This is a genomic window from Vitiosangium sp. GDMCC 1.1324 (genome assembly GCF_003044305.1).
GTDB lineage: Bacteria > Myxococcota > Myxococcia > Myxococcales > Myxococcaceae > Archangium.
On record NZ_PZOX01000001.1, the window covers coordinates 401,320 to 421,532 of the forward strand.

The window sequence follows — 20,213 nt, forward strand, 5'->3', positions numbered from 1 at the left end:
GTGGGGGCTCGCCTCAACCATGGATCGACAGGTTAGTTCAAGTTCACTGGGGTCGCGAGCGCGAGTAGGCGTCCAGCACCACCGGCAGTTGCAGCAGGTTCACCCCGGGCGCATCCAGGAGACCCTCGGCCGAGAGCCCCTCGGCCAGCCGGAGCGCCGCCACCTCCAGCGAGACTCCGGCCTGCCCGGCGGGATCCACGTCCGCCCCGGCGGGGGACTCGGGGACATGGAGCGCTCCTCCACTCGCATCCAGCGAGAGGAACACCACGTGCCGCCCCCGGGCGCCCGTGAGCGTCACCCGGACGAGCCCCACGCCTTGTCCCGCCAGGGCGCTCCAGCTCGCCGCCGAGGGCGTGAAGGTCCGGCTCGCGGGCGTGTAGGAGGCGGTAGGTACTGGCAGGAAGGGCTCTGGAGCGACGCGGGTGGGGAGGGTGGTCGCTCGGACGATGCGCCCGCTGACAGACGTCCCCAGGGTCGCGGACGTGGCGAACACCCACACTCCGGGTGAACCCACCTCCGCACCGCCATACGGTGCACCACTGCGCAGCAGCACTGGCTGGACGGGCCGGGTCCCATCCGGCTGGGCTGCTCCGGCCGTGCGCGAGGCGAGCCCCAGGGGCATCAGACCGGCCTCGGGGGAGAGCTCCACGGCGGCGACCACGGCCGTGTCCAGGCCGGAGGGGAGATTGGGGATCACCACCTCCGTGCGGAGGAGCTGCTCGCGGCGGGGGCGGTGGGTGATGCCGGTGAAGTGGTTGTAGTCCGGGAGGTCCTCGCTGCCCTGGCAGCGCGTGGTGTCCGAGCACAGGCCATCCCCATCGAGGTCCGTCTCGTCCGGTACGTACGGGAGGTGGGGGGTGGAGGTGAAGGCCTGGAGGGAGTAGTCCATCGCGCCGGAGTAGGCGAGCAGGTCCGTGGGACGGAGGCTCGTGGCCTGGGCGAGGGGAAGCTTGCCGGCGAAGGCCACGGCGGTGCGGCGCCCGGCCAGTCCCAAGCCATACGAGCGCGGTTTGATCTCCGTGGTCCCCGCGAGCCCCAGGGACGCATAGGCCACCAGGCCGGCGGGGGCGGGGACGCGCTGGGTGAGGCCAGGGATGGAGACGAGGAAGGTGTCTCCGAAGAGATTGGTGAGGTCCACCGCTGTCGGATCCCCCGCGGACAGCATGGAGAAGCCGAGCCACAGCTCGCCGGAGGAGTGGACCTCGTTGAAGCTGATGCCCGCGTTGAAGCCGGCGGCGCCGTGGACGGGGTTCTCCCCGAGCGGCAGCAGCACGTCGCGCACGGGAGTGGAGACCACGGAGACGCGGTCGTACCGCAGCCGCCCATCCGCTCGCGTCTCGGGCGAGGCGGCGGAGAAGCTGGCGGTGGCTCCGGTGGAGCCAGGGAAGAGGGCCACGCCGCTCGCGTCCGTCGTCACCGTGACGGGAGCGGGGCAGGGGCCCGAGGCGGGAGGCGTGTCACAGCCGAGCACCTCCACGCCGGCGAGCGGACGCCGGGAGGCCGCGTCGACCACGGTGACCCGCCGGCCGCTCTCCAGCACGGGCAGCACGGTGAGGGTGGCCTCCTGGGGAGACACCGCCGCGCCCACGGGAGACGCCCGCACGCGCACCGTCCCGGCGGACACGGCCGTGACGAGACCCTTGGACGACACGGTCACCGCGCTACTGGGAGCGCCGCTCGCGTCCACTGCCGAGAAGCTGGCCTCGGCCAGCGGGAAGCTGGCGCTGTCCGGCGCGGAGTAGGCCACCAGCGAGAGCTGCACGGTGTCTCCCACCACGAGCGTGGCCACCCGGGGGCTGAGCGCGAGGGCGACGATGTTGCCCGCTGGGGGCGCGGGGCGACAGGCGCCATCCGTGCAGGCCTCGCCCGGGGCACACTCCGCATGTCCCCGGCAACCTCCCGGCACGCATCGGTTCGCCACGCAGGTGAGACCCGAGGGGCAGGGGGAGCCCTCCGTGCACGCGGAGGTGGGCTGGCAGTGCGCGTCCCGGCAGTACGCGGTGGCCGGGCAGTCCGTGTCCACGAGGCAGCGGGACAGCTCCTGGCAGATCTTCGTCGCGCAGTCGAAGCCCGGAGGACAGGCGCCCGAGGTGAAGGCCCGGCACTCGAAGTTGGGGCCGCACTCGGAGGTGGAGGTGCAGAGCTGGTATTCGAGGCAGCGTCCCGCGGTGGCGCTCGTGCAGTACTGGCCCGAGGGACAGTCGGCCTTGGTAACACAGCCCGCGCGGGCGCACGTGCCGGCCTCGCAGATGAAGCCCGCGCCGCAGAGCTGATCATTCAGACACTGCCGCAGACAGTCGCCCTGCCGGCAGACGTAGAGCAGGGAGGCCACGCGGGGATCCACCCCGGGCGCGCAGTCCGTCGCCTGGGTACACGGCTCCTGGCACACGCCCTGGAGAGGCTCGCAGCGCTTGCCCGCTGGGCAGTCGTTCGACGAGGTGCACGCGGTGTTGGTTACGCATCGGCCCTCGCGGCAGGCCTGGTTGGCGGCACAGGCCGCGTCCGAGCCGCACTGACAGCGGCCGTCCGTGCAGGCGAAACCTTGAGCACAGTCGGTGGCCTGGGTGCACTCGGGACGCGGGGCGCAGGAGCCCCCCGCGCACACCTGGCGGCTTCCACATTCGGAATCATCCAAGCACACCGGACCACATCCACCGGAGCGGCATCGGCCGTCGGGGCAGTCGGCGTCCGTGTCACATGGTATCGTCGTGGTGGGCGGGCAGGCGGAGAGCACTGCCAACAACACAACGGAAACAAGAGCCCTGGACATCCCGCTCCCCGAGGGAAAAGTTCCGGGGGTCCGTGCGCTGCTGCATGGCGGTGACCGGCCGGCGTGGTTAGTGGGTTCCTGAACTACAGCACAGAGGAGTCACCCCGTGGAAGCCAAGCGATACTTGCAGGAAGTGGGCTCGCAGGTGTCCGACGACTTCGTCAAGAATCGCTCCATCCTCTCCTTCGAGGAGTACGTCACGCTCTTCATGAGCGATCCCCGGGGGCAGTCGCGCAACGCGGCCCAGTACCTGCGCGACGTCATGGACTCCTACGGCACGGAACTGGTGCCGCACCCCACGGGGAAGGTGCGCCGCTTCAAGGTCTTCGACGTGCCCTCCAGCGATCGGGACGGCCGGGTCGCGGGCCAGGAAGAGGTGCAGAACGCCATCTACCGGCTGCTCGGCAACTTCACGCGCGCCGGCCGCATCAACAAGCTCATTATGCTGCACGGGCCCAACGGCAGCGCGAAGTCCACGCTCGTCAACGCGCTCAAGGCCGGCATGGAGGCCTACTCGCGCCAGCCCGAGGGAGCCCTCTACCGCATCAGCTGGATCTTCCCCTCGGAGAAGCTCGTCAAGGGCTCCATCGGCTTCGGGGGCGAGCGCGCGGCGGCGGCGGCGGCGGCCACGGGCGGGGACCTGTCCACCTACGCGCATCTGGACGCCGAGTCCATCGACGTGCGCATCCCCTGCGAGCTGAGGGATCATCCGCTCTTCGTGGTGCCCCCCACCGAGCGCAACCGGCTGCTCGAGGGCGCGCTGAAGAAGAAGGGCCTGAGCAATGGGGACGGGCAGGGGGATGGCGACTTCGTCCTCTCCGACTACCTGCTGCACGGAGAGCTGTGCCACAAGTGCCGCAGCATCTACCAGGCGCTCCTGTCCAACTACAAGGGCGACTACCTGCAGGTGCTCCGCCACGTGCGGGTGGAGCGCTTCTACATCTCGCGCCGCTACCAGGTGGGCACGGTGACGGTGGAGCCGCAGATGAGCGTGGACGCCATGTACCAGCAGGTGACGGCGGACCGTGCGCAGATGCTCAACATGCCACCCGCGCTCCACAACGTGGCCCTCTTCGAGCCCCATGGTCCGCTGGTGCACGCCAACCGCGGCATCATCGAGTACGCGGACCTGCTCAAGCGCCCGCTGGAGGCCTTCAAGTACCTGCTGGGCTTCAGCGAGACGGCGCAGGTGCCGCTCGAGCACTTCGTGTTGCAACTCGACGAGGTGCTCCTCGCCTCGTCCAACGAGAAGCACCTGGGCGCCTTCAAGGAACTGCCGGACTTCGCTTCCTTCAAGGGCCGCATCGAGCTGGTGCGCGTGCCCTACCTGCGCCGCTACAAGCTGGAGCAGGAGGTCTACGACGCTCAAATCACTCCCACCACCGTGGGCAAGCACGTGGCCCCGCACGCCACCCAGGTGGCCGCCATGTGGGCCGTGCTCACCCGCCTCAAGAAGCCCATCCCCGACCGCTACCCGCCCGAGGTGAAGGAGCTCGTGGATCAGGTGACGCCGGTGGAGAAGATGCACCTCTACGAGGAGGGCGTGGTGCCGGACCGGCTCAGCCTGTCGCACGGCAAGGAGCTGCGGAAGCTGCGCACGGACATGTACGAGGAGTCCGACGCCTATCCCAACTACGAGGGCCGCAGCGGCGCCAGCGCCCGGGAGATCAAGACGGCGCTCTTCAACGCCGCGCAGAACGCCGACTACAAGTGCCTCAACGCCCTGGCGGTGCTCGAGGAGCTCGAGGCCATCTGCAAGGACAAGAGCGTCTACGAGTTCCTCCTGCAGGAGGTGGTGGACGGCTACCACGACCACGAGGAGTTCGTGCGCGCGGTGGAGGCCGAGTACCTCGACCGGGTGGACGAGGAGGTGCGCGAATCCATGGGACTCGTCTCCGAGGGCCAGTACCGCGAACTGGTGGAGCGCTACGTCTACAACGTGAGCCACTGGGTGAAGAACGAGAAGATCCGCAACCGGATTACCGGAGCCATGGAGCGTCCGGACGAGCAGCGCATGGCGGAGATGGAGGCCATCGTCATGCCGCGGGGCGAGGATCCGGGCGAGTTCCGGCGCGGGCTCATCTCGCAGATCGGCGCGCACAAGCTGGACAACCCGGACTCGGAGATGGACTACCCGCGCATCTTCCCGGACATGTTCCGCCGCCTGCGCGACCACTACTTCGAGGAGCGCAAGCGGGTGCTGCGCCGCAACAAGGAGAACGTCCTCAAGTACCTCTCCGAGGAGCGTGGCACGCTGTCCTCGCGCGAGCAGGCCCAGGTGGAGAGCACCCTGAAGACGATGCACGAGCGCTACGGCTACTGCGAGCACTGCGCCAAGGACGCCATCCTCTTCCTCATGAAGAAGCGCTACGGCTGAGTCGCTGGAAGCTGCCGGGCGGACGAGCGCCCGGCGGCCACGATGCTTCCCGAAAAATGGGTTGCAGGGGGAAGATGGGAACTCAATACAGGTTGAGGGCTTTTGTTCCTCTTCCCCCCCTCGTTCGGAGCATCGATGACTCGCTTCACCCTGGGCCTGCCTGCCCTCTTCGCCATGCTGTCCTGCGCTGCGGCTCCGAACCCGCTCGCCGCCCCCGATGTCCCGGGCACCGGCGGAGGGAGCGGCAGTGCGCCGGTGGTGATGCAGCAGGTGGGCGTCTCCACTCCAAGGCCCACGCGCAAGGATCTGGTGAAGCGGATCCTCCCGCACAACGTGCGGCTCGCCCTCGTCGAGGATGGCAAGGCCCGGCGCACCGCCTCGGGCGTGGTCATCGGCAACGAGAAGACCGCAGAGGGGCTCGTCAGCTACGTGCTCACCAACGCGCACGTGGTGGACATGGCGGACCTGAAGGATCCGAGCCTCGTCGTCATCGTGGATGAGCGCGCCGACTCCAAGGAGTACGTGGCCCAGGTGGTGGCCACCGGCTCCGTGCCCGACATGGACCTGGCGCTGCTCAAGGTGCCCGGCCTGCCGCTGACGCCCGCGCAGCTCGCGTCGGACTCGGAGCTGGAATTGGGCGATGACGTGGTGGTGGCCGCATGCCCCTTCGGCAGGGCCCTGTCTCTCTCCGGCGGCATGGTGTCCCAGGTGGAGTGGGACAAGGAGAGCAAGGCGCCGCGCATGTTGAAGACGGACGCGCCCATCGGCTACGGGGCCTCCGGCGGCGGCATCTTCAGTCTCGAGTCGGGCAAGCTGCTCGCCATCGTCGAGGGCTACCGCACCGCCAAGGTGGGCTTCGCCGTGGCCGAGCAGAACTACAGCTTCGACGTGCCCATGCCCGGAGAGACCTTCGCCGCTCCCACCGCCAAGGTGCGTTTCTTCCTCAATCAGAAGGGCTTCTCCCGGCTGCTCGGAAGCACCCCCGCGGCGGCCCCGGCCCCGGGCAGCTCGCAGACCGCCAGCCGCTAGCTCGCGCCCTCCCAGGGGCTCGCCGGGAAAGTGGACACTCCTTCCCACCACGGTACATCCGGAGGAGGGGAGGCACGCATGAGCAACCGGAGCTCCTGGGATCAGTACTTCATGGACATCGCGCATCAGGTGGCCAGCCGCGCCACCTGCGACAGGCGGCACGTGGGCGCGCTCCTGGTTCGCGACAGGACCATCCTCTCCACTGGTTACAACGGCTCCATCCGGGGCCTGCCCCACTGCGACGACGTGGGGCATCTGATGGAGAACGGCCACTGTGTGGCCACCGTCCACGCCGAGGCCAACGCCATCATCCAGGCGGCCAAGAACGGTGTGCGGATCGACAGCGAGCGGGACAACCCCACCACGCTCTACACCACCGCCAGTCCCTGCTGGCCGTGCTTCAAGCTGATCGCGAACGCGGGCGTGCGCCGCATCGTCTACGGCGAGTTCTACCGGGATCCGCGCATCTTCGAGTACGCGGGCCGGTTGGGCATCGAGCTCGTGGGGCCGGGTCCGGAAGAGCAGCCAGTCGAGCGCTGAGCACCGCCGCACACTGTTCGCGAGTGAACACTCCTCGCGTGGGCTTGTCCCTCGGTACAAGTGAAGCGTCGTGTCGCCGACACCTGATGAGGAAGTTGGCCGACGCTTCGCTGTGGGAATTCGTCGCAGCCAGCAAGAATTACCGCCCCAGGGTTGACGGTACCAGTGGGGCTCCCTAAATCCCCGCAGCGACAGGGCGGCGGGAGTGAAGGGCGCCGGTCAACCTCTAGGAGCTTTCGTGATTACCTCCACGGCTGCGAGCAGCAGTGTGCCCTCGGTGCGTGAAGGGGCGGACCCGGTGGTGGATGCCGCGCGGTACGGTGCGGTTCCCACCCTGATGGACAGCCTCCTGCACGATGTGCGCAACCCCTTGAATGCACTCTCCATCCACCTGGAGGTTTTGACGGAGAAGCTCAAGGGGGAGACGGGCCAGGTGCCGCCCTCGCAGGAGAAGAACCTCAAGGCCATGCGCGAGCAGATCCAGCGTGTGGACGGCATCCTGCGGCGCTTCGCCGAGTTCATCGTGAGCCGCTCGGGCGCGCCCGGCGAGGCGGACCTGTCCGAGACGGTGACGCGTGCCATGGATGTGTTGGCGCACGAGGGCCGCAAGCGGCGTCTGCAGGTGCGGCCGGTGATCGTCCCCGGCGTGCGGGCGCGGCTGTCGGACACCGGCGAGCTGGGCTTCCTGGTGGTGCAGACGCTGATGAGGGCCTACGGCCGCTCGGAGCAGGGGGCGGAGGTGACGGTGGCGGTGCGGGCCGAGGACGCGCGGGCGGTGCTCGAGGTGATGGATGCCACGGGCTCCGCGGTGGAGAGCGTCCCGGAGGCGGCGGCCCTGGCGTTGCGGTGTGCGCAGCTGGGTGTGGAGCTGCACCTGCGTGCTGGCTCGTGCCGGTTGTCCTTTCCGCTCGTCTGAGCAGGCGAACGGGCTTCGAAACCATTCCCTTCCCCCAACTGTCTGATGTCTGGAGGTTCTCACGTGGGCAGCGCGCGAATTCTGGCCGTGGACGACGAGCGCGATACGTGCGAGGCGCTGGCGGAGATGTTGACCGCCTGGGGCCACAAGGTGGAGACCGCCTTCGACGCGCACGACGCCCTGCGCAAGGCGGGCGAGTTCCGGCCCGACGTGGTCCTGTCGGACCTGGCCATGCCGGAGACGGATGGGCTGGGCCTGTTGCGGGCGCTGCGGGACGAGCTGCCGGACTGTCCGGTGGTGCTCCTCACCGGCCATGGGACCATCGACGCCGCCGTGGAGGCGATCCGCGAGGGCGCCTATGACTTCATCGTCAAGCCGCTCGACACCGCGCGCCTGAAGGTCTGCATCGACCGGGCGCTGGAGAAGAAGGAGACGATGCGCGAGGTGCAGGGCCTGCGCCGGCGCCTCAAGCAGTTGGGTTCCTCGGACTTCATCGGCCAGTCCGCGGCCATGCGCAAGGTGTTCGAGCTCATCGAGAAGGTGGCTCCCTCCAAGGCGAGCGTGGCCATCACCGGTGAGTCCGGTACGGGCAAGGAGGTGGTGGCGCGCGCCATCCACAACCTGTCGCAGCGCCGCGACAAGCCCTTCATCGCCATCAACTGCGCCTCCATCCCGGCCACGCTGATCGAATCGGAGATCTTCGGCCACGAGAAGGGCGCCTTCACCGGCGCCGACCAGCGGCGCCCCGGCGTCTTCGAGCTGGCCCACGGCGGCACGCTCTTCCTGGACGAACTCGGCGAAATCCCCATCGAGCTCCAGGCCAAGCTGCTGCGCGTGTTGGAGGAGGGCCGGCTGCGGCGGCTGGGCGGCAAGGTGGAACTCGAGGTGGACGTGCGCGTGCTGTGCGCCACCAACCGCGATCTGCGCAAGGAGATCGAGGCCAAGCGCTTCCGTGAGGATCTCTACTTCCGCCTCAACGTTTTCCAGGTGCACCTGCCGCCCCTGCGCGAGCGGCGCGAGGACGTGCCCATCCTGGTGCAGTACTTCGTGGAGAAGTTCCGCGGGGACTCGGCCAAGCGCGTGACGGGCGTGCACCCGGACGCGATGGAGATCCTCAAGAACCACGAGTGGCCGGGCAACATCCGCGAGCTGCGCAACGCCGTGGAGCGCGCCGTCATCCTCTGCGACGGCGAGCTCATCATGCGCGAGCACCTGCCCCCCGACATGGCGGGCAAGAGTCCCGAGCGCCACACCTTCCGCCTGCCCTACGGGCTGTCGCTCGACGCGGTGGAGCGCGAGTACATCCTCGGCAGTCTCCAGCGCAACGGGAACAACAAGGCCCGGACGGCGGAGGTGCTCGGCGTGAGCGAGAAGACGCTCTACAACAAGCTCAACCGCTACGCGGCCGAGGCCCGTGGCCAGCAGCCGGGCTCCAAGGGCGCACAGGAGGGGGGCGGCCTGTCCGGCCACGCCAGTCCCTCGCTGGGCAGCACTCCGGAGATCCGCTGACGCCTTCTCCCACCGGCTCCTCCCTACTCCAGCGGACCCTGACGCGGAGCCGACCTTTCCGGTTGGCTCCGGGTTGCACTCCGGGTCCTCGTCCAGATACCGGGAGAGCGAGCGCCAGGGCGCATGTCCCTCATGAGAAGGCAGCATGGCGCACTGCGTTGCGAGTGGGTAGGATACCCCGTCTTCGCTTGACTCACAGGGTCACTGCGGGCGATCCTGCGGGTCTCACACACCCATGCGGCACCCGGTGACCACAGCTCCCTACCCAGGGATATTTCCGGCGTGTCTTCTCCGCGGCTGTCCAGAAAACAACGGAGACCGGCCACGCCGGGGGGCGTCAAGGAAGGCCACGTTTTCATGAGCGACGCGCGAGTTCTTCACTTCTTCGGCGGCAAGGGCGGGGTGGGCAAGACCACGCTCGCGGCGGCATACGCCTTGCGGCTCGCGGATGAAGCACCCAAGGAGAAGGTGCTGCTCGTCTCGTTGGATCCGGTGCGCTCGCTGTCGGATCTCGTGAAGAAGAAGCTCACGGCGAAGCCGGCGAAGCTGGAGGCGGAGGAGGGCGAGGCCGCCAAGGAGCCCAAGCCGGAGGCGAAGGGCAAGGGCAAGGCGGCGGCGAAGGGCAAGGCGGACGGCGGCGTGTGGGCGATGGAAGTGGAGCCCGCGGCGCTGGCCAAGGGGTTCCTCGCCAGGTACGTGCCCGCGCTCCAGAAGACGGCGGTGAAGGGCACGCACCTGACGGAGGAGGACCTGGGCAAGCTGTACGCTCAAGCCACTCCCGGGCTGGAGGAACTGCTGGGGCTGCTGGACGTGGTGGAGCACCTGGAGAGCGGTGAGTTCGATCGGGTGGTGGTGGACACGGCGCCCACCAGCCACACGCTGCGTCTCTTCGACATGCCGGTGGGGCTGCGCAAGTTCCTGGGCATCGTGAAGGCGGGCGCGGAGCGGGCCGCGGGTGGCAAGGGCAAGAAGGCCCCGGCCGCGGCGGAGGAGCAGGCGTTCCTGGAGGAGTTCGCGGCCAAGGCGGAGAAGCTGCTGGCGCTGCTGAAGGATCCGGCGCGCTCGGCCTTCCACCTGGTGGCGCTGGCGGAGCCGGTGCCCGAGGCCCAGACGCGCATGTACTTCGCGCAGCTGCGCGAGCGCGGAATTCCCGTGGTCGAGGTGGTGGTCAACCAGGTCGAGGACAAGGAAGGCTGTACGGCCTGTCTGGGCCGGCGAGGGCTCCAAGCACCACACGTGCGCAAGTTCCAGGCGCTGGACAAGAACGTACCGGTGCAGCTGGTGGCCAAGCGCGAGGTTGCCCCTCGTGGCCTGGAGATGCTCAAGCCCTTCGCCAAGGAGTGGGCGAGCGGCAAGGAGACGAAGGCGCTGGAGTTCGCCGCGTCCGAGGGCCCTCCGGCCCTGGTGCGTGCCCCGTCCATGCCGCCCATCGCGGCGCCGCCGCTGCCTCCCACGCGGCTCATCTTCTTCGTGGGCCAGGGTGGAGTGGGGAAGAGCTCGTGCGCGGCCGCTGCGGCGGTGACGCTGACGGAGAAGGAGGGGCCGGTGCTCCTCATCTCCACGGATCCGGCGCACTCGCTGTCGGACGTGCTGCAGAGCCGGCTGACGGACGTGGAGACCCAGGTGAAGGGCACCAAGGGTCTGTACGCGCGCGAGCTGGACATGGCGGCCTGGTTCAACAACCTGCGCAAGCGCTGGAAGGAGAAGGCGGAGAAGGCCTTCGAGGGCGCTCCGAAGACGGGCAACGACGTCCCGACGGATCTGCTGCTGTTCCGCAACCTGCTGGACGCGGCGCCTCCGGGCATCGACGAGCTGGCCGCCATGTCGTGCCTGACGGACGCGCTGGTGCAGGAGCGCTTCAAGCGGATCGTCGTGGATGGGGCGCCCATGGTGAATTCCATGCGCGTGGTGGAGCTGGCCGACACGGCGAAGGGCTGGTTCACCGCGCTGCACGGCGTGCTGTCCAAGTACAAGGCCAAGGGCCTGGGCGAGCTGGCCGACGACATGGCCGCGTTCCTCAAGCACATCAAGCGCTTCGAGGACGCGCTGGCCTCGCCCAACGAGTCGCGCTTCGTGGTGGTGACGCGAGGTGAGGAGCTGGCGGCGGCGCGCTCGGAGCGGCTGGTCGAGTACCTGAAGGAGCGCAAGCTCCAGGTGGAGCGCGTGCTGGTGAACCGGGTGGGCCCGAAGGCGGACTGCCCCAAGTGCGAGAACCGCCGGAAGAACGAGCTCAACGCGGCCAAGGTGATCGAGAAGAAGATCGGCCTGCCCGTGACGGTGGCGCCCGCCCTGGGCCGTCACCCGGCGGGCCTGCGCGAGCTGAAGGCCTTCCGCACGGCCTGGTACGCGCTGAGCGCCACCGCGAAGACGAAGGCGGCCTGAGCCACTTCGAGGCCGCCGCGCCACGGGAGCGGCTCTTCTCGGAGCTGCTCAGGGCGCCCTGAGCGAGCCCCGGGCTCCTTCGCTCACCAGGGGTTGACTTGGGGCAGGCTCGGGAGCGTCCGGGGCAACTGCTGCCGAAGCCGCTGCGCCAACTCCTGGGGAGTGCGAAATCGCTCCCGGGTGGGTGGCATGGCCTCACCGTGCTCCAGCCGCAAGGCAAGCGCCGGTCCCACGAGCAGCAGGCAGATCGCGGGGATGATGCACAACCCCACGGGCACGAGGGCCGTGAGGGTCAGTCCCAGGGCGCGGCGGGCTGGCGAGGTGGTGGGCCCGAGCGATGGCGTCAACCCGCCCAGGCCAGCCGCGAACAGGGCGCCACCCAGGAGCCCCAGGAGCGCGGCCAGCAGCCAGCTCGCGCCTCCGACGAGCGTGCCGAGCACGGGCTCGACGAGGCCCGGAGAGGCCGCCGCCAGCAGGATGGCGAGGAAGAAGGGAGTCCCCGCCACCACGACCACCAATCCCCACTGCCGTCCCTCGAGTCGCACCATCCCCCGGTTCCTCCTGCCAGGGAGGGTGGGCAGGGGCGGCCTGGCCGCCAAGTCCCTCGGGGGGAATCCGTCCTACGCCTCGCACTCGGAGGGCGAGTCGAGGAACGTTCCCATCTCCTCGAACTCGAGCACTCCGCGCAGGGTCATCTTGCCTCGCACGGGCTTCTTACCGGGGAAGGTGAGGGTGAGGGTGCGTCCCTGGAGGGTGTATGTCCCCGTCACCTCCTCGGTGCGGCCGGGGTTGGCGTCGTCGACGATCCTCCGCCACAGCACGACCTTCTGGCCCTCGGGGAAGGTGAGCTTCCGGGTGGAGCCGTAGACGCCCTCGCCCGGGGAGTACCAGGTCACCCGGCGGAGGATCTCCGGGACATCGGCCTGCTTTGCGGGGGAGCGGCCCAGCAGGCGCTGCCAGCCTACCGTGTCCCGGATGGGGTCCAGGTCCGCGTCCTCCTTGGCTCGGGCGAGCCGGCGCGGATCCAACCGGACGGCGGTGTTCAGCCGCTCGAGAATCGTCTCCCGGTGGGCCGAGTACTGGCAGATCTCCCCCTTCTTGCGCAGCACGCCCAGGGTGGCGGCCGCGTTGTAGTGGGCGAGGGCGAGCTTCGGATCGGCCTGGGCGGCGGCCTCGAACTTCTCTAATGCCTCCGGGTACTTGCCGGCCTGGTAGAGGCGGAAACCCTCGGTATTGAGGGCGCGGGCCGACTGGGCGGGCGAGGGCGCGGCCAGGATGAGGGCGAGCAGGAGCAACAGGCGGTGCATGGCACTCCGATGGGTAGGAGAAGACGGGATTCTACGCACCGCGTAACGGGTTGCGCGTTGTAAAGGCCTGGGGGCAGGTGATAGGGGTCCCGCGCCATGGCGAACGGCATCAACTATCCACTCGATTTCGAGCGCCCGCTCATCGAGCTGGAGAAGAAGATCGACGAGCTCAAGGCCCTCTCGGCGAGCGGCTCGGTGGATTTCACCTCGGAAATCTCCAAGCTGGAGAAGAAGGCCAAGAAGCTGCAGACGGAGATCTTCAGTGATCTCTCGCGCTGGCAGGTGGTGCAGCTGTCGCGCCACAGCTCCCGGCCGTACTTCCTGGACTACGTCCAGCATCTCTTCACGGACTTCTTCGAGATGGCGGGAGACCGCCTCTTCGGAGAGGACCCGTCCATCGTGGGCGGCTTCGCGCGCTTCGAGGGACAGGTGGTGATGCTGATCGGCCACCAGAAGGGCCGGAACACCAAGGAGAACATGGCGCGCAACTTCGGCATGCCGCGCCCCGAGGGCTACCGCAAGGCGCTGCGGCTGATGGAGCTGGCCGAGCGCTTCGAGAAGCCCATCCTCACCTTCGTGGACACGCCGGGGGCCTACCCGGGCATCGGCGCCGAGGAGCGCGGCCAGGCCGAGGCCATCGCGTACAACCTGGAGGTGATGAGCCGGCTGAAGGTGCCCATCGTCTCCACGGTGATCGGCGAGGGCGGCTCCGGCGGCGCGCTGGCCATCGGCGTGGGCAACCGCGTGCTGATGATGGAGAACAGCATCTACTCGGTCATCTCGCCCGAGGCCTGCTCGTCCATCCTCTACCGCGACGCCTCCAAGGCGGAGAAGGCGGCGGATGCGCTGAAGCTGACGGCCAAGGATCTCAAGGAGATGAACGTCATCGACGAGATCATCCCCGAGCCGGCCGGCGGTGCGCACCGCGACTACGCCAAGGCCGCGGAGAACCTGGGCAAGGCGCTCCGCAAGAATCTGGGCGAGCTGGTCGAGCTGACGGCCAACGAGCTGGTCCAGGACCGCTACCAGAAATTCCGCGCGCTCGGCGTGTTCTCCGGGCGCTAGCTGTCACCCAGGAAGCCAGATCTCATGAGACCGCTCGTTCCCCCGTACATCGAGACGCTCAAGCCCTACGTTCCGGGCAAACCCATCGAGGAGACGGAGCGCGAGTACGGCCTCACGGGCGTCATCAAGCTGGCCTCCAACGAGAACCCGTTGGGGCCCTCGCCCAAGGCTATCGAGGCCATGCGCGAGGCGGCGCTGAAGGTGCACCTGTACCCGGACGCGAGCAGCTTCACGCTCGTGCGCCGGCTGGCCGAGCACCTCGGGGTGAAGCCCGAGGAGGTGGTGTTGGGCTGCGGCTCCAACGAGCTCATCGAGCTGCTCATCCGCACCTTCACCACGCCCGAGGACGAGGTGCTGCTGTGCAAGGGCTCGTTCCCGGCCTATCGCATCTCCGTGCAGGCCCACGGCCGGCCTTTCTCCGAGGTGCCCATGCGCGAGGGGCACCGGTACGACCTGGAGGCGATGGCGAAGGCGATCACCCCGCGCACGCGGATGATCTTCATCGCCAATCCGGACAACCCCACGGGGACGACGTTCGGCCGCCAGGAGTGGGAGGCCTTCCTGGCGAAGGTGCCGGAGCACGTGCTGGTGGTCCACGACGAGGCCTACTTCGAGTTCGTGGACTGGCCGGAGTACTTCAGCGCGGTGGAGTACTTCCGGAAGTACCCCAACGTGGTGGCGCTGCGCACGTTCAGCAAGATCTACGGACTGGCGGGTCTGCGGCTGGGGTACGGGGTGATGGACGCGAGGCTGGTGACGTACCTGCAGCGCACGCGGATGCCCTTCAACCTGACGATTCCGGCGCAGATGGGCGGCTTGGCGGCGCTGGGTGACGTGGATCATGTGCGGCGCACGCGCGAGCTCAATGGCGAGGGGCTGCGCTTCTTCGAGGCCGAGCTGCCGAAGCTGGGCGCGCGCCTGACGAAGAGCCACGCGAACTTCGTGCTGGCGGACTTCGGGCGGCCGGCGATGGAGCTGTACGAGAAGCTGCTGCGCAAGGGCGTCATCGTGCGGCCCGTGGCGGGCAACGGCTACCCCACGTCCCTGCGCATCTCGGTGGGTACGCGCGAGGAGAACGCGCGGTGCGTGGCGGCGTTGAAGGAGGTGCTTGCCTCATGAGTCAGCGCCCCTTCATCGTGGCCATCGATGGCCCCGCGGGCGCGGGCAAGTCGACCGTGTCGAAGGTGCTGGCGCGGCGGCTGGGCTTCGCGCTGGTGGACACCGGAGCCATCTACCGCTGCGTGGCGCTGAAGGCGCGGCGGGAGGGCATCGCGTTCGACGACGACGCGAAGCTGGGCGAGCTGCTCGGCCGGGTGCGCGTGACCTTCCAGGTGGTGGGCGAGGACAACCACGTGTTCCTGGATGGCGAGGACGTGTCGGGGGAGATCCGCACGCCGGAGAACTCGATGGCGGCCTCCCAGGTGTCGAGCCGCCCGGTGGTGCGCGCGGGACTGCTGTCGCTGCAGCGGCGGCTGGCCCTGGAGGCTCCGAAGGGCGCCATCCTCGAGGGTCGGGACATCGGCACGGTGGTGTTCCCGGACGCGGACGCGAAGTTCTTCCTGGAGGCCAACCCCGACATCCGGGCGCGGCGCCGGTTCGAGGAACTCTTCCAGAAGGGCGTGGAGCGCTCGCTGGAGGAGGTGCTGGCGGATCAGATCAAGCGCGATCAGGACGATGCGTCGCGAGCGGTGGCTCCGCTCAAGCCGGCCGAGGACGCCATCCGGCTGGATTCGAGCGTCCTTCCGCTGTCCGAGGTGGTGCACCGGCTGGAGCAGGAGATCCTGGCGAGGATCTCCAAGCGGTAGCTCCGCCTCCCGGCTACTTCCGCCGCGCGAACCACCTCATCAGATCCTCGAGGGCGCGGCGGTCCACGTCATCGAAGGTGGCCTTGTGCTCGGAGTCGATGTCGAGCACGGCGATCAGCTCGCGGTTGGGGCCGAACACGGGGACGACGATCTCCGAGGCCGAGCGGCCATCGCAGGTGATGTGACCCGGGAAGGCATGGACGTCCTCGACGACCACGGTCTCGCCCCTGGCGGCGGAGGCGCCGCAGACACCCTTGCCGAAGCGGATCTCCAGGCACCCGAGCGTCCCCTGATAGGGGCCGACGCGCAGCAACTTGCCGGGCTCCACGACGCGGTAGAAGCCGGTCCACAGGTGGCCGAAGGCGTGGTGCATCAGGCAGCTCATGGTGGCCATGCCCGCCACGTCGTCGTTGATGCCCTCCAGGACGGCCTCGATGTGCTTCTTGAGCTCGGCATAGGCCTCGGTCTTCGGCTTGCCGCGCAGATCCAGGGTGACTTCCGCCATGGTGTGGTCCTCGAAACAGGGGCCGGAGCGAGGTCGCGCCGACGTGCGGCGCATGTTTAACCTGAACCCGCTTCCGCCGCATACACTCGGCGGCCACCTGGAGCCGCTGCACACGGCCCCGGCACTCCACTCGGGGCGCTACTCGAAGATGGGGACGGAGTCGTCCTTGTCCTTCCCCTGTTTCGCGGCGCGCGAGGGCCGGGAGGAGGGTTCGGCAGGCGCCGTCTTCGCGGGCTCCAGCGTCACGCTCACTTCCTGCGAGTCCGCCAGCACGCCATTGAAGTCCAGCTTGCGCTTCAGGTCCTGGTGCTCGGACAGCCGGAAAGTGAGCTCGTGGATCTCGTTGCGGCGCAGCTGACGATCGAACGGAGTCGTGCCGATCTGCACGTCGCCATCGAAGACGGCGGCGCCAGGGGGAGCCGAGCGGATCTGCACCAGGAGCATGCTGTCCGCCGCGGGCGCCGCGGGCTTCTGCACGGGGGCCGGATCCTTCTTCACCTCGGCCACGGGAGGGGGCTCGGCCGGCGGGGCGGAGGGGCGCAGCACGACGAACGCGCCTCCCGCGGCGATGAGCGCGAGCGGCACCGCCACGAGCGCGATCTTCACGCCTGACATGCCTATCCCCTGCGTCTCCTCCCCGATCGAATGGGTGCGCTGGCGAACGGGCGAAGCACCCCCATTGCCACCGCGCGCGGCCACGCTGGATGGCTGGGAGCCCCGGGACGCGGGCTGTGCACCGCGGGCCACCGAGGGCTGTGCGCCCCCACGAGCCACGGAGGGCTGGGAACCCGCCCGGACCGCCGAGGGCTGAGAACCCCCGACCCGGGGAGTAGGAGAGGGCGCTCGGGAGCGAGCGGCGCTCGGAGACGAGCGGCCCGGCTTCGACACGCTGCGCTGGCTCGGCTTGCTGCCGCCGCCCGCATCGGGAGCCGAGTTGGTGGGGAGCGCGTCGAGCTCCTCGGGCGACAGATCCGCCACCGCGTCCAGCATGGCGTCGACGAATTCCTGGGCGCTCTGGAAGCGATCCTCCTTCTCGCGGGCGAGCGCCTTCTGGAAGAAGTCCTCCAGGGCCTGCGGCGCGGGCGCACCCTGTCGCTTGGAGGCCACCGTGGGCGGAGGCTGCGTCAGGGCGGCGGTGAGCGCCTTGCGCACCGTGTTGGCCCCATAGGGCGAGGTGCCCGTGAGGCAGTAGTAGAGGACGCCACCCATCGAATAGAGGTCGGAGCGGTGATCGACGCTCTCGCCACCGGCCTGCTCGGGCGGCATGTACTGCGGCGTGCCGAGCACCTGACCGGTGGAGGTGAGCTGCATCTCCTCCTCCTGCTCAAGCGCTTTCACCAGGCCGAAGTCGAGCACCTTGACGAAGTCCCGCCCGTCCAGCTGCTGCACCATGATGTTGTGCGGCTTGATGTCGCGGTGGACGGCGCCCTGCTCGTGGGCGTGGGCGAGGCCGCGGCAGGCCTGCTCGATGATGTCCACCGCGCGGCGCAGGGACATGGGGCCGTCGCGCTTGACCTGCTCGCGGAGGCTCTCGCCCTCGAGCAGCTCCATGACGTAGTAGCAGGTGCCGTCCTGGGCGCGGCCGAAGTCGTAGATGGTGATGACGTTGGGGTGGCGTAGCCGGCTGGCGATTTCCGCCTCGCGCCGGAAGCGCTCGAAGAACTGGGGCGCGGCCGCCAGCGAGGGGTTGAGCGTCTTGACCGCCACCGGCCGCTGGACGGACGTCTGGGTGGCGCGGAAGACCATGCCCATGCCGCCCTGGCCGAGCACGTCTTCGATTTTGTAGCGGCCATCGAGCACCTGGCCGATGAGCGCCATCTGGGAGGCGCTGCAGAGATGATCGGGACCTTCGGCGCTACCGCAGTGCGGGCAGGGGGGAGCCATCAGGACGCCGAGTATAGGCAACCCGGGCGGCGGCGGGCAGGGGGACTGTCGGGGGCCACCCCGGATCCGGGGGCCGGAGAGCGAGCGGGCGGGCACATCCGTCGTTCCCGGGAGGCCGCCGGGCTGTTACACCCCCGGATCCGACATGAGCCTCGTCATCGCCCAGGACATCTGCCTCTCCTACGGGAAGAAGGTTCTCTTCGACAACGAAAGCTTCACCCTCGGCCCCAAGGACCGCGTGGGCCTGGTGGGCGCCAACGGCACGGGCAAGAGCTCGTTGATGAAGATCCTCGCGGGTGCCCAGCACTCGGACTCGGGGACGCTCACCTACCGGCGCAAGGCGCGGATCGGCTACCTGCCCCAGGAGCTGGCGGGCCTGCCCCAGGGCTCGGTGGTGGACGCGGTGATGAGCACCGTGCCCGGCCGGGACTCGCTGGAGTCGCGCCTGCGGGAGACCGAGGAGGCGCTCGGCAACGCGGCTACCGAGGAAGAGCAGCTCGAGCTGGCCCAGACGCTGGCGGACCTGCACACGGAGCTGGACCACTTCGAGGAGCATTACGGGCGGCACCACGCCGAGCGCATCCTCAAGGGCCTGGGCTTCCGGGAGGCGGACCTGTCCAAGCCCACCGGCGCACTGAGCGGCGGCTGGCGCATGCGCGCGGCCCTGGCGGGCCTGCTGCTCCAGGATCCGGACCTGCTGCTGATGGACGAGCCCACCAACCACCTGGACGTGCCGACGCTGGCGTGGTTCGACGGCTTCCTGAAGCGCTCGAACAAGGCGCTGGTGCTCATCTCCCACGACCGCGACTTCCTCAACCGGCAGGTGGGCCGCATTCTCTCGCTGGAGGTGGAGGGGCTGCGCTCGTACGTGGGCAACTACGACACGTACAAGCGGCAGCGCGCCGAGGAGATGGAGCAGCTCAAGGCGCAGGCCGAGCGCGTCGAGGCGCGCAAGGCGGAGCTGCAGGCGTTCATCGACCGCTTCGGCGCCAAGGCCACCAAGGCGCGGCAGGCGCAGAGCCGCGCGAAGATGCTGGAGAAGATGGAAGACGTGCAGGTGCTCGAGGAGCGGGCCACCATGCGCTTCCGCTTCCCGGAGGTGGAGCGCTCGGGGCGTGACGTGGTGACGCTCGAGGGCATCCAGAAGCACTACGGGGACACGGTGGTGTACTCGGGGCTGGACGCGCGGGTGGAGCGCGGGCAGCGCATCGCCGTGGTGGGCGCGAACGGCGCGGGCAAGACGACGCTCCTGAAGATCATCGCGGGCGAGCTGGTGCCGGATGGGGGCACGGTGACGCTCGGGCACAACGTGGTGATGGGGTATTACGCGCAGCACCACGCGGACAAGCTGGACAAGCGCAACACCATCATCGAGGAGGTGCGCCCGCTGGCGGCGGACAAGCCGGAGAGCTTCGTGCGCGGGGTGCTCGGGTCGTTCCTGTTCTCGGGGGACGACGTGGACAAGCCGGTGGGCGTGCTGAGCGGTGGAGAGCGGGCGCGCGTGGCGCTGGCGAAGCTGCTGCTGGTGCCCTCCAACCTGCTGCTGATGGACGAGCCGACGAACCACCTGGACCTGGACTCGACGGAGATGCTGATTGAGGCGCTTCAGGGGTACGGGGGGACGCTGGTGTTCGTGTCGCACAACCGGAGCTTCGTGAACGGGCTGGCGACGCACGTCTGGGACGTGGTGGGCGGGAAGGTGGAGTCGCACCCGGGCAACCTGGACGAGTACTTGTACCACCAGGAGCAGCAGCGGCTGGCGGCGGAGGCGGCGGGGCTGGGGGACAAGCCGGCGGAGAAGGCCTCCACGGCGGGGATGACGGAGAAGGAGCGCAAGCGGATGGAGGCCGAGGCGCGGCAGAAGCGCAGCGCCGTGGAGGGCCCCATCAAGAAGGAGATCGCGAAGCTGGAGGAGGCGATCTCCAAGCTGGAGGTGGCGCAGAAGGAGCGCGAGGCGCAGCTGGCGGACCCTGTGCTCTACAACGACTTCGCGAAGGCCAAGCCGCTGATGGACACACACCGCGAGGGCAAGGAGCAGTTGGAGCAGCTCTACGCCCAATGGGAGGCGGCGCAGGAGAAGCTCGCCGAGGCCTCCGCCTTGCTCTGAGGAACAGCTAGGATTCG

At 69.0% G+C, this 20,213-nt stretch carries 15 protein-coding genes; 10 read left to right on the plus strand and 5 right to left on the minus strand.

Translation table 11 applies throughout. The features are described from left to right. Positions 1-43: 43 nt before the first annotated feature. Positions 44-2,635, minus strand: a complete 2,592-nt coding sequence (locus tag DAT35_RS01515; protein ID WP_146209537.1) for a hypothetical protein — start codon at positions 2,633-2,635, stop codon at positions 44-46. A 241-nt stretch (positions 2,636-2,876) separates the two neighbouring features. Between DAT35_RS01515 and DAT35_RS01520 the strand changes: the two genes are divergently transcribed. From DAT35_RS01520 to DAT35_RS01545, 6 genes are all read left to right on the plus strand, one after another. Next, a complete protein-coding gene (locus tag DAT35_RS01520) occupies positions 2,877-5,147 on the plus strand; it encodes a PrkA family serine protein kinase (RefSeq protein ID WP_108065071.1) in 2,271 nt (756 codons plus the stop codon). Between the two features lie 135 nt (positions 5,148-5,282). Further along, entirely contained in the window at positions 5,283-6,176 is an 894-nt protein-coding gene (locus DAT35_RS01525; protein WP_108065602.1) for a serine protease, read from the plus strand. A gap of 78 nt (positions 6,177-6,254) precedes the next feature. Then, positions 6,255-6,716, plus strand: a complete 462-nt coding sequence (locus tag DAT35_RS01530) for a cytidine/deoxycytidylate deaminase family protein (protein WP_108065072.1) — start codon at positions 6,255-6,257, stop codon at positions 6,714-6,716. Between the two features lie 238 nt (positions 6,717-6,954). Beyond that, entirely contained in the window at positions 6,955-7,632 is a 678-nt protein-coding gene (locus DAT35_RS01535; RefSeq protein WP_108065073.1) for a histidine kinase dimerization/phospho-acceptor domain-containing protein, read from the plus strand. A 63-nt stretch (positions 7,633-7,695) separates the two neighbouring features. After that, positions 7,696-9,141, plus strand: coding sequence for an enhancer binding protein Nla6 (nla6, locus tag DAT35_RS01540; RefSeq protein WP_108065074.1), 1,446 nt, complete (start codon positions 7,696-7,698; stop codon positions 9,139-9,141). A 357-nt stretch (positions 9,142-9,498) separates the two neighbouring features. After that, the gene (locus DAT35_RS01545; protein ID WP_108065075.1) at positions 9,499-11,523 is read left to right on the plus strand and encodes an ArsA family ATPase; all 2,025 of its coding nucleotides are present in this window, start codon (positions 9,499-9,501) and stop codon (positions 11,521-11,523) included. 83 nt (positions 11,524-11,606) lie between these two features. Here DAT35_RS01545 and DAT35_RS01550 read toward each other — a convergent pair whose 3' ends face one another. Next, positions 11,607-12,071, minus strand: a complete 465-nt coding sequence (locus tag DAT35_RS01550) for a hypothetical protein (RefSeq protein WP_108065076.1) — start codon at positions 12,069-12,071, stop codon at positions 11,607-11,609. Between the two features lie 72 nt (positions 12,072-12,143). Next, positions 12,144-12,830, minus strand: coding sequence for a tetratricopeptide repeat protein (locus tag DAT35_RS01555; protein WP_108065077.1), 687 nt, complete (start codon positions 12,828-12,830; stop codon positions 12,144-12,146). Between the two features lie 96 nt (positions 12,831-12,926). Here DAT35_RS01555 and DAT35_RS01560 point away from each other — a divergent pair, with 96 nt between their 5' ends. From DAT35_RS01560 to cmk, 3 genes are read left to right on the plus strand one after another with little or no spacing between them, the layout of a single operon-like run. After that, on the plus strand, positions 12,927-13,895 hold the full coding sequence (locus DAT35_RS01560; protein ID WP_108065078.1) for an acetyl-CoA carboxylase carboxyltransferase subunit alpha: 969 nt from the start codon (positions 12,927-12,929) through the stop codon (positions 13,893-13,895). 24 nt (positions 13,896-13,919) lie between these two features. Next, positions 13,920-15,014, plus strand: coding sequence for a histidinol-phosphate transaminase (hisC, locus tag DAT35_RS01565; protein WP_108065079.1), 1,095 nt, complete (start codon positions 13,920-13,922; stop codon positions 15,012-15,014). Then, on the plus strand, positions 15,011-15,700 hold the full coding sequence (cmk, locus tag DAT35_RS01570) for a (d)CMP kinase (RefSeq protein WP_108065080.1): 690 nt from the start codon (positions 15,011-15,013) through the stop codon (positions 15,698-15,700). Before hisC ends, cmk begins: the two co-directional genes overlap by 4 nt. A gap of 13 nt (positions 15,701-15,713) precedes the next feature. Here the strand turns inward: cmk and DAT35_RS01575 are convergent, their stop codons facing one another. Together DAT35_RS01575 and DAT35_RS01580 are read right to left on the minus strand one after the other, a co-directional pair. After that, a complete protein-coding gene (locus DAT35_RS01575; protein WP_108065081.1) occupies positions 15,714-16,205 on the minus strand; it encodes a GAF domain-containing protein in 492 nt (163 codons plus the stop codon). A 138-nt stretch (positions 16,206-16,343) separates the two neighbouring features. Continuing rightward, positions 16,344-18,023, minus strand: coding sequence for a serine/threonine-protein kinase (locus DAT35_RS01580; protein WP_233261249.1), 1,680 nt, complete (start codon positions 18,021-18,023; stop codon positions 16,344-16,346). 211 nt (positions 18,024-18,234) lie between these two features. Here DAT35_RS01580 and DAT35_RS01585 point away from each other — a divergent pair, with 211 nt between their 5' ends. Next, entirely contained in the window at positions 18,235-20,196 is a 1,962-nt protein-coding gene (locus tag DAT35_RS01585) for an ABC-F family ATP-binding cassette domain-containing protein (protein WP_108065083.1), read from the plus strand. Positions 20,197-20,213: the final 17 nt, after the last annotated feature.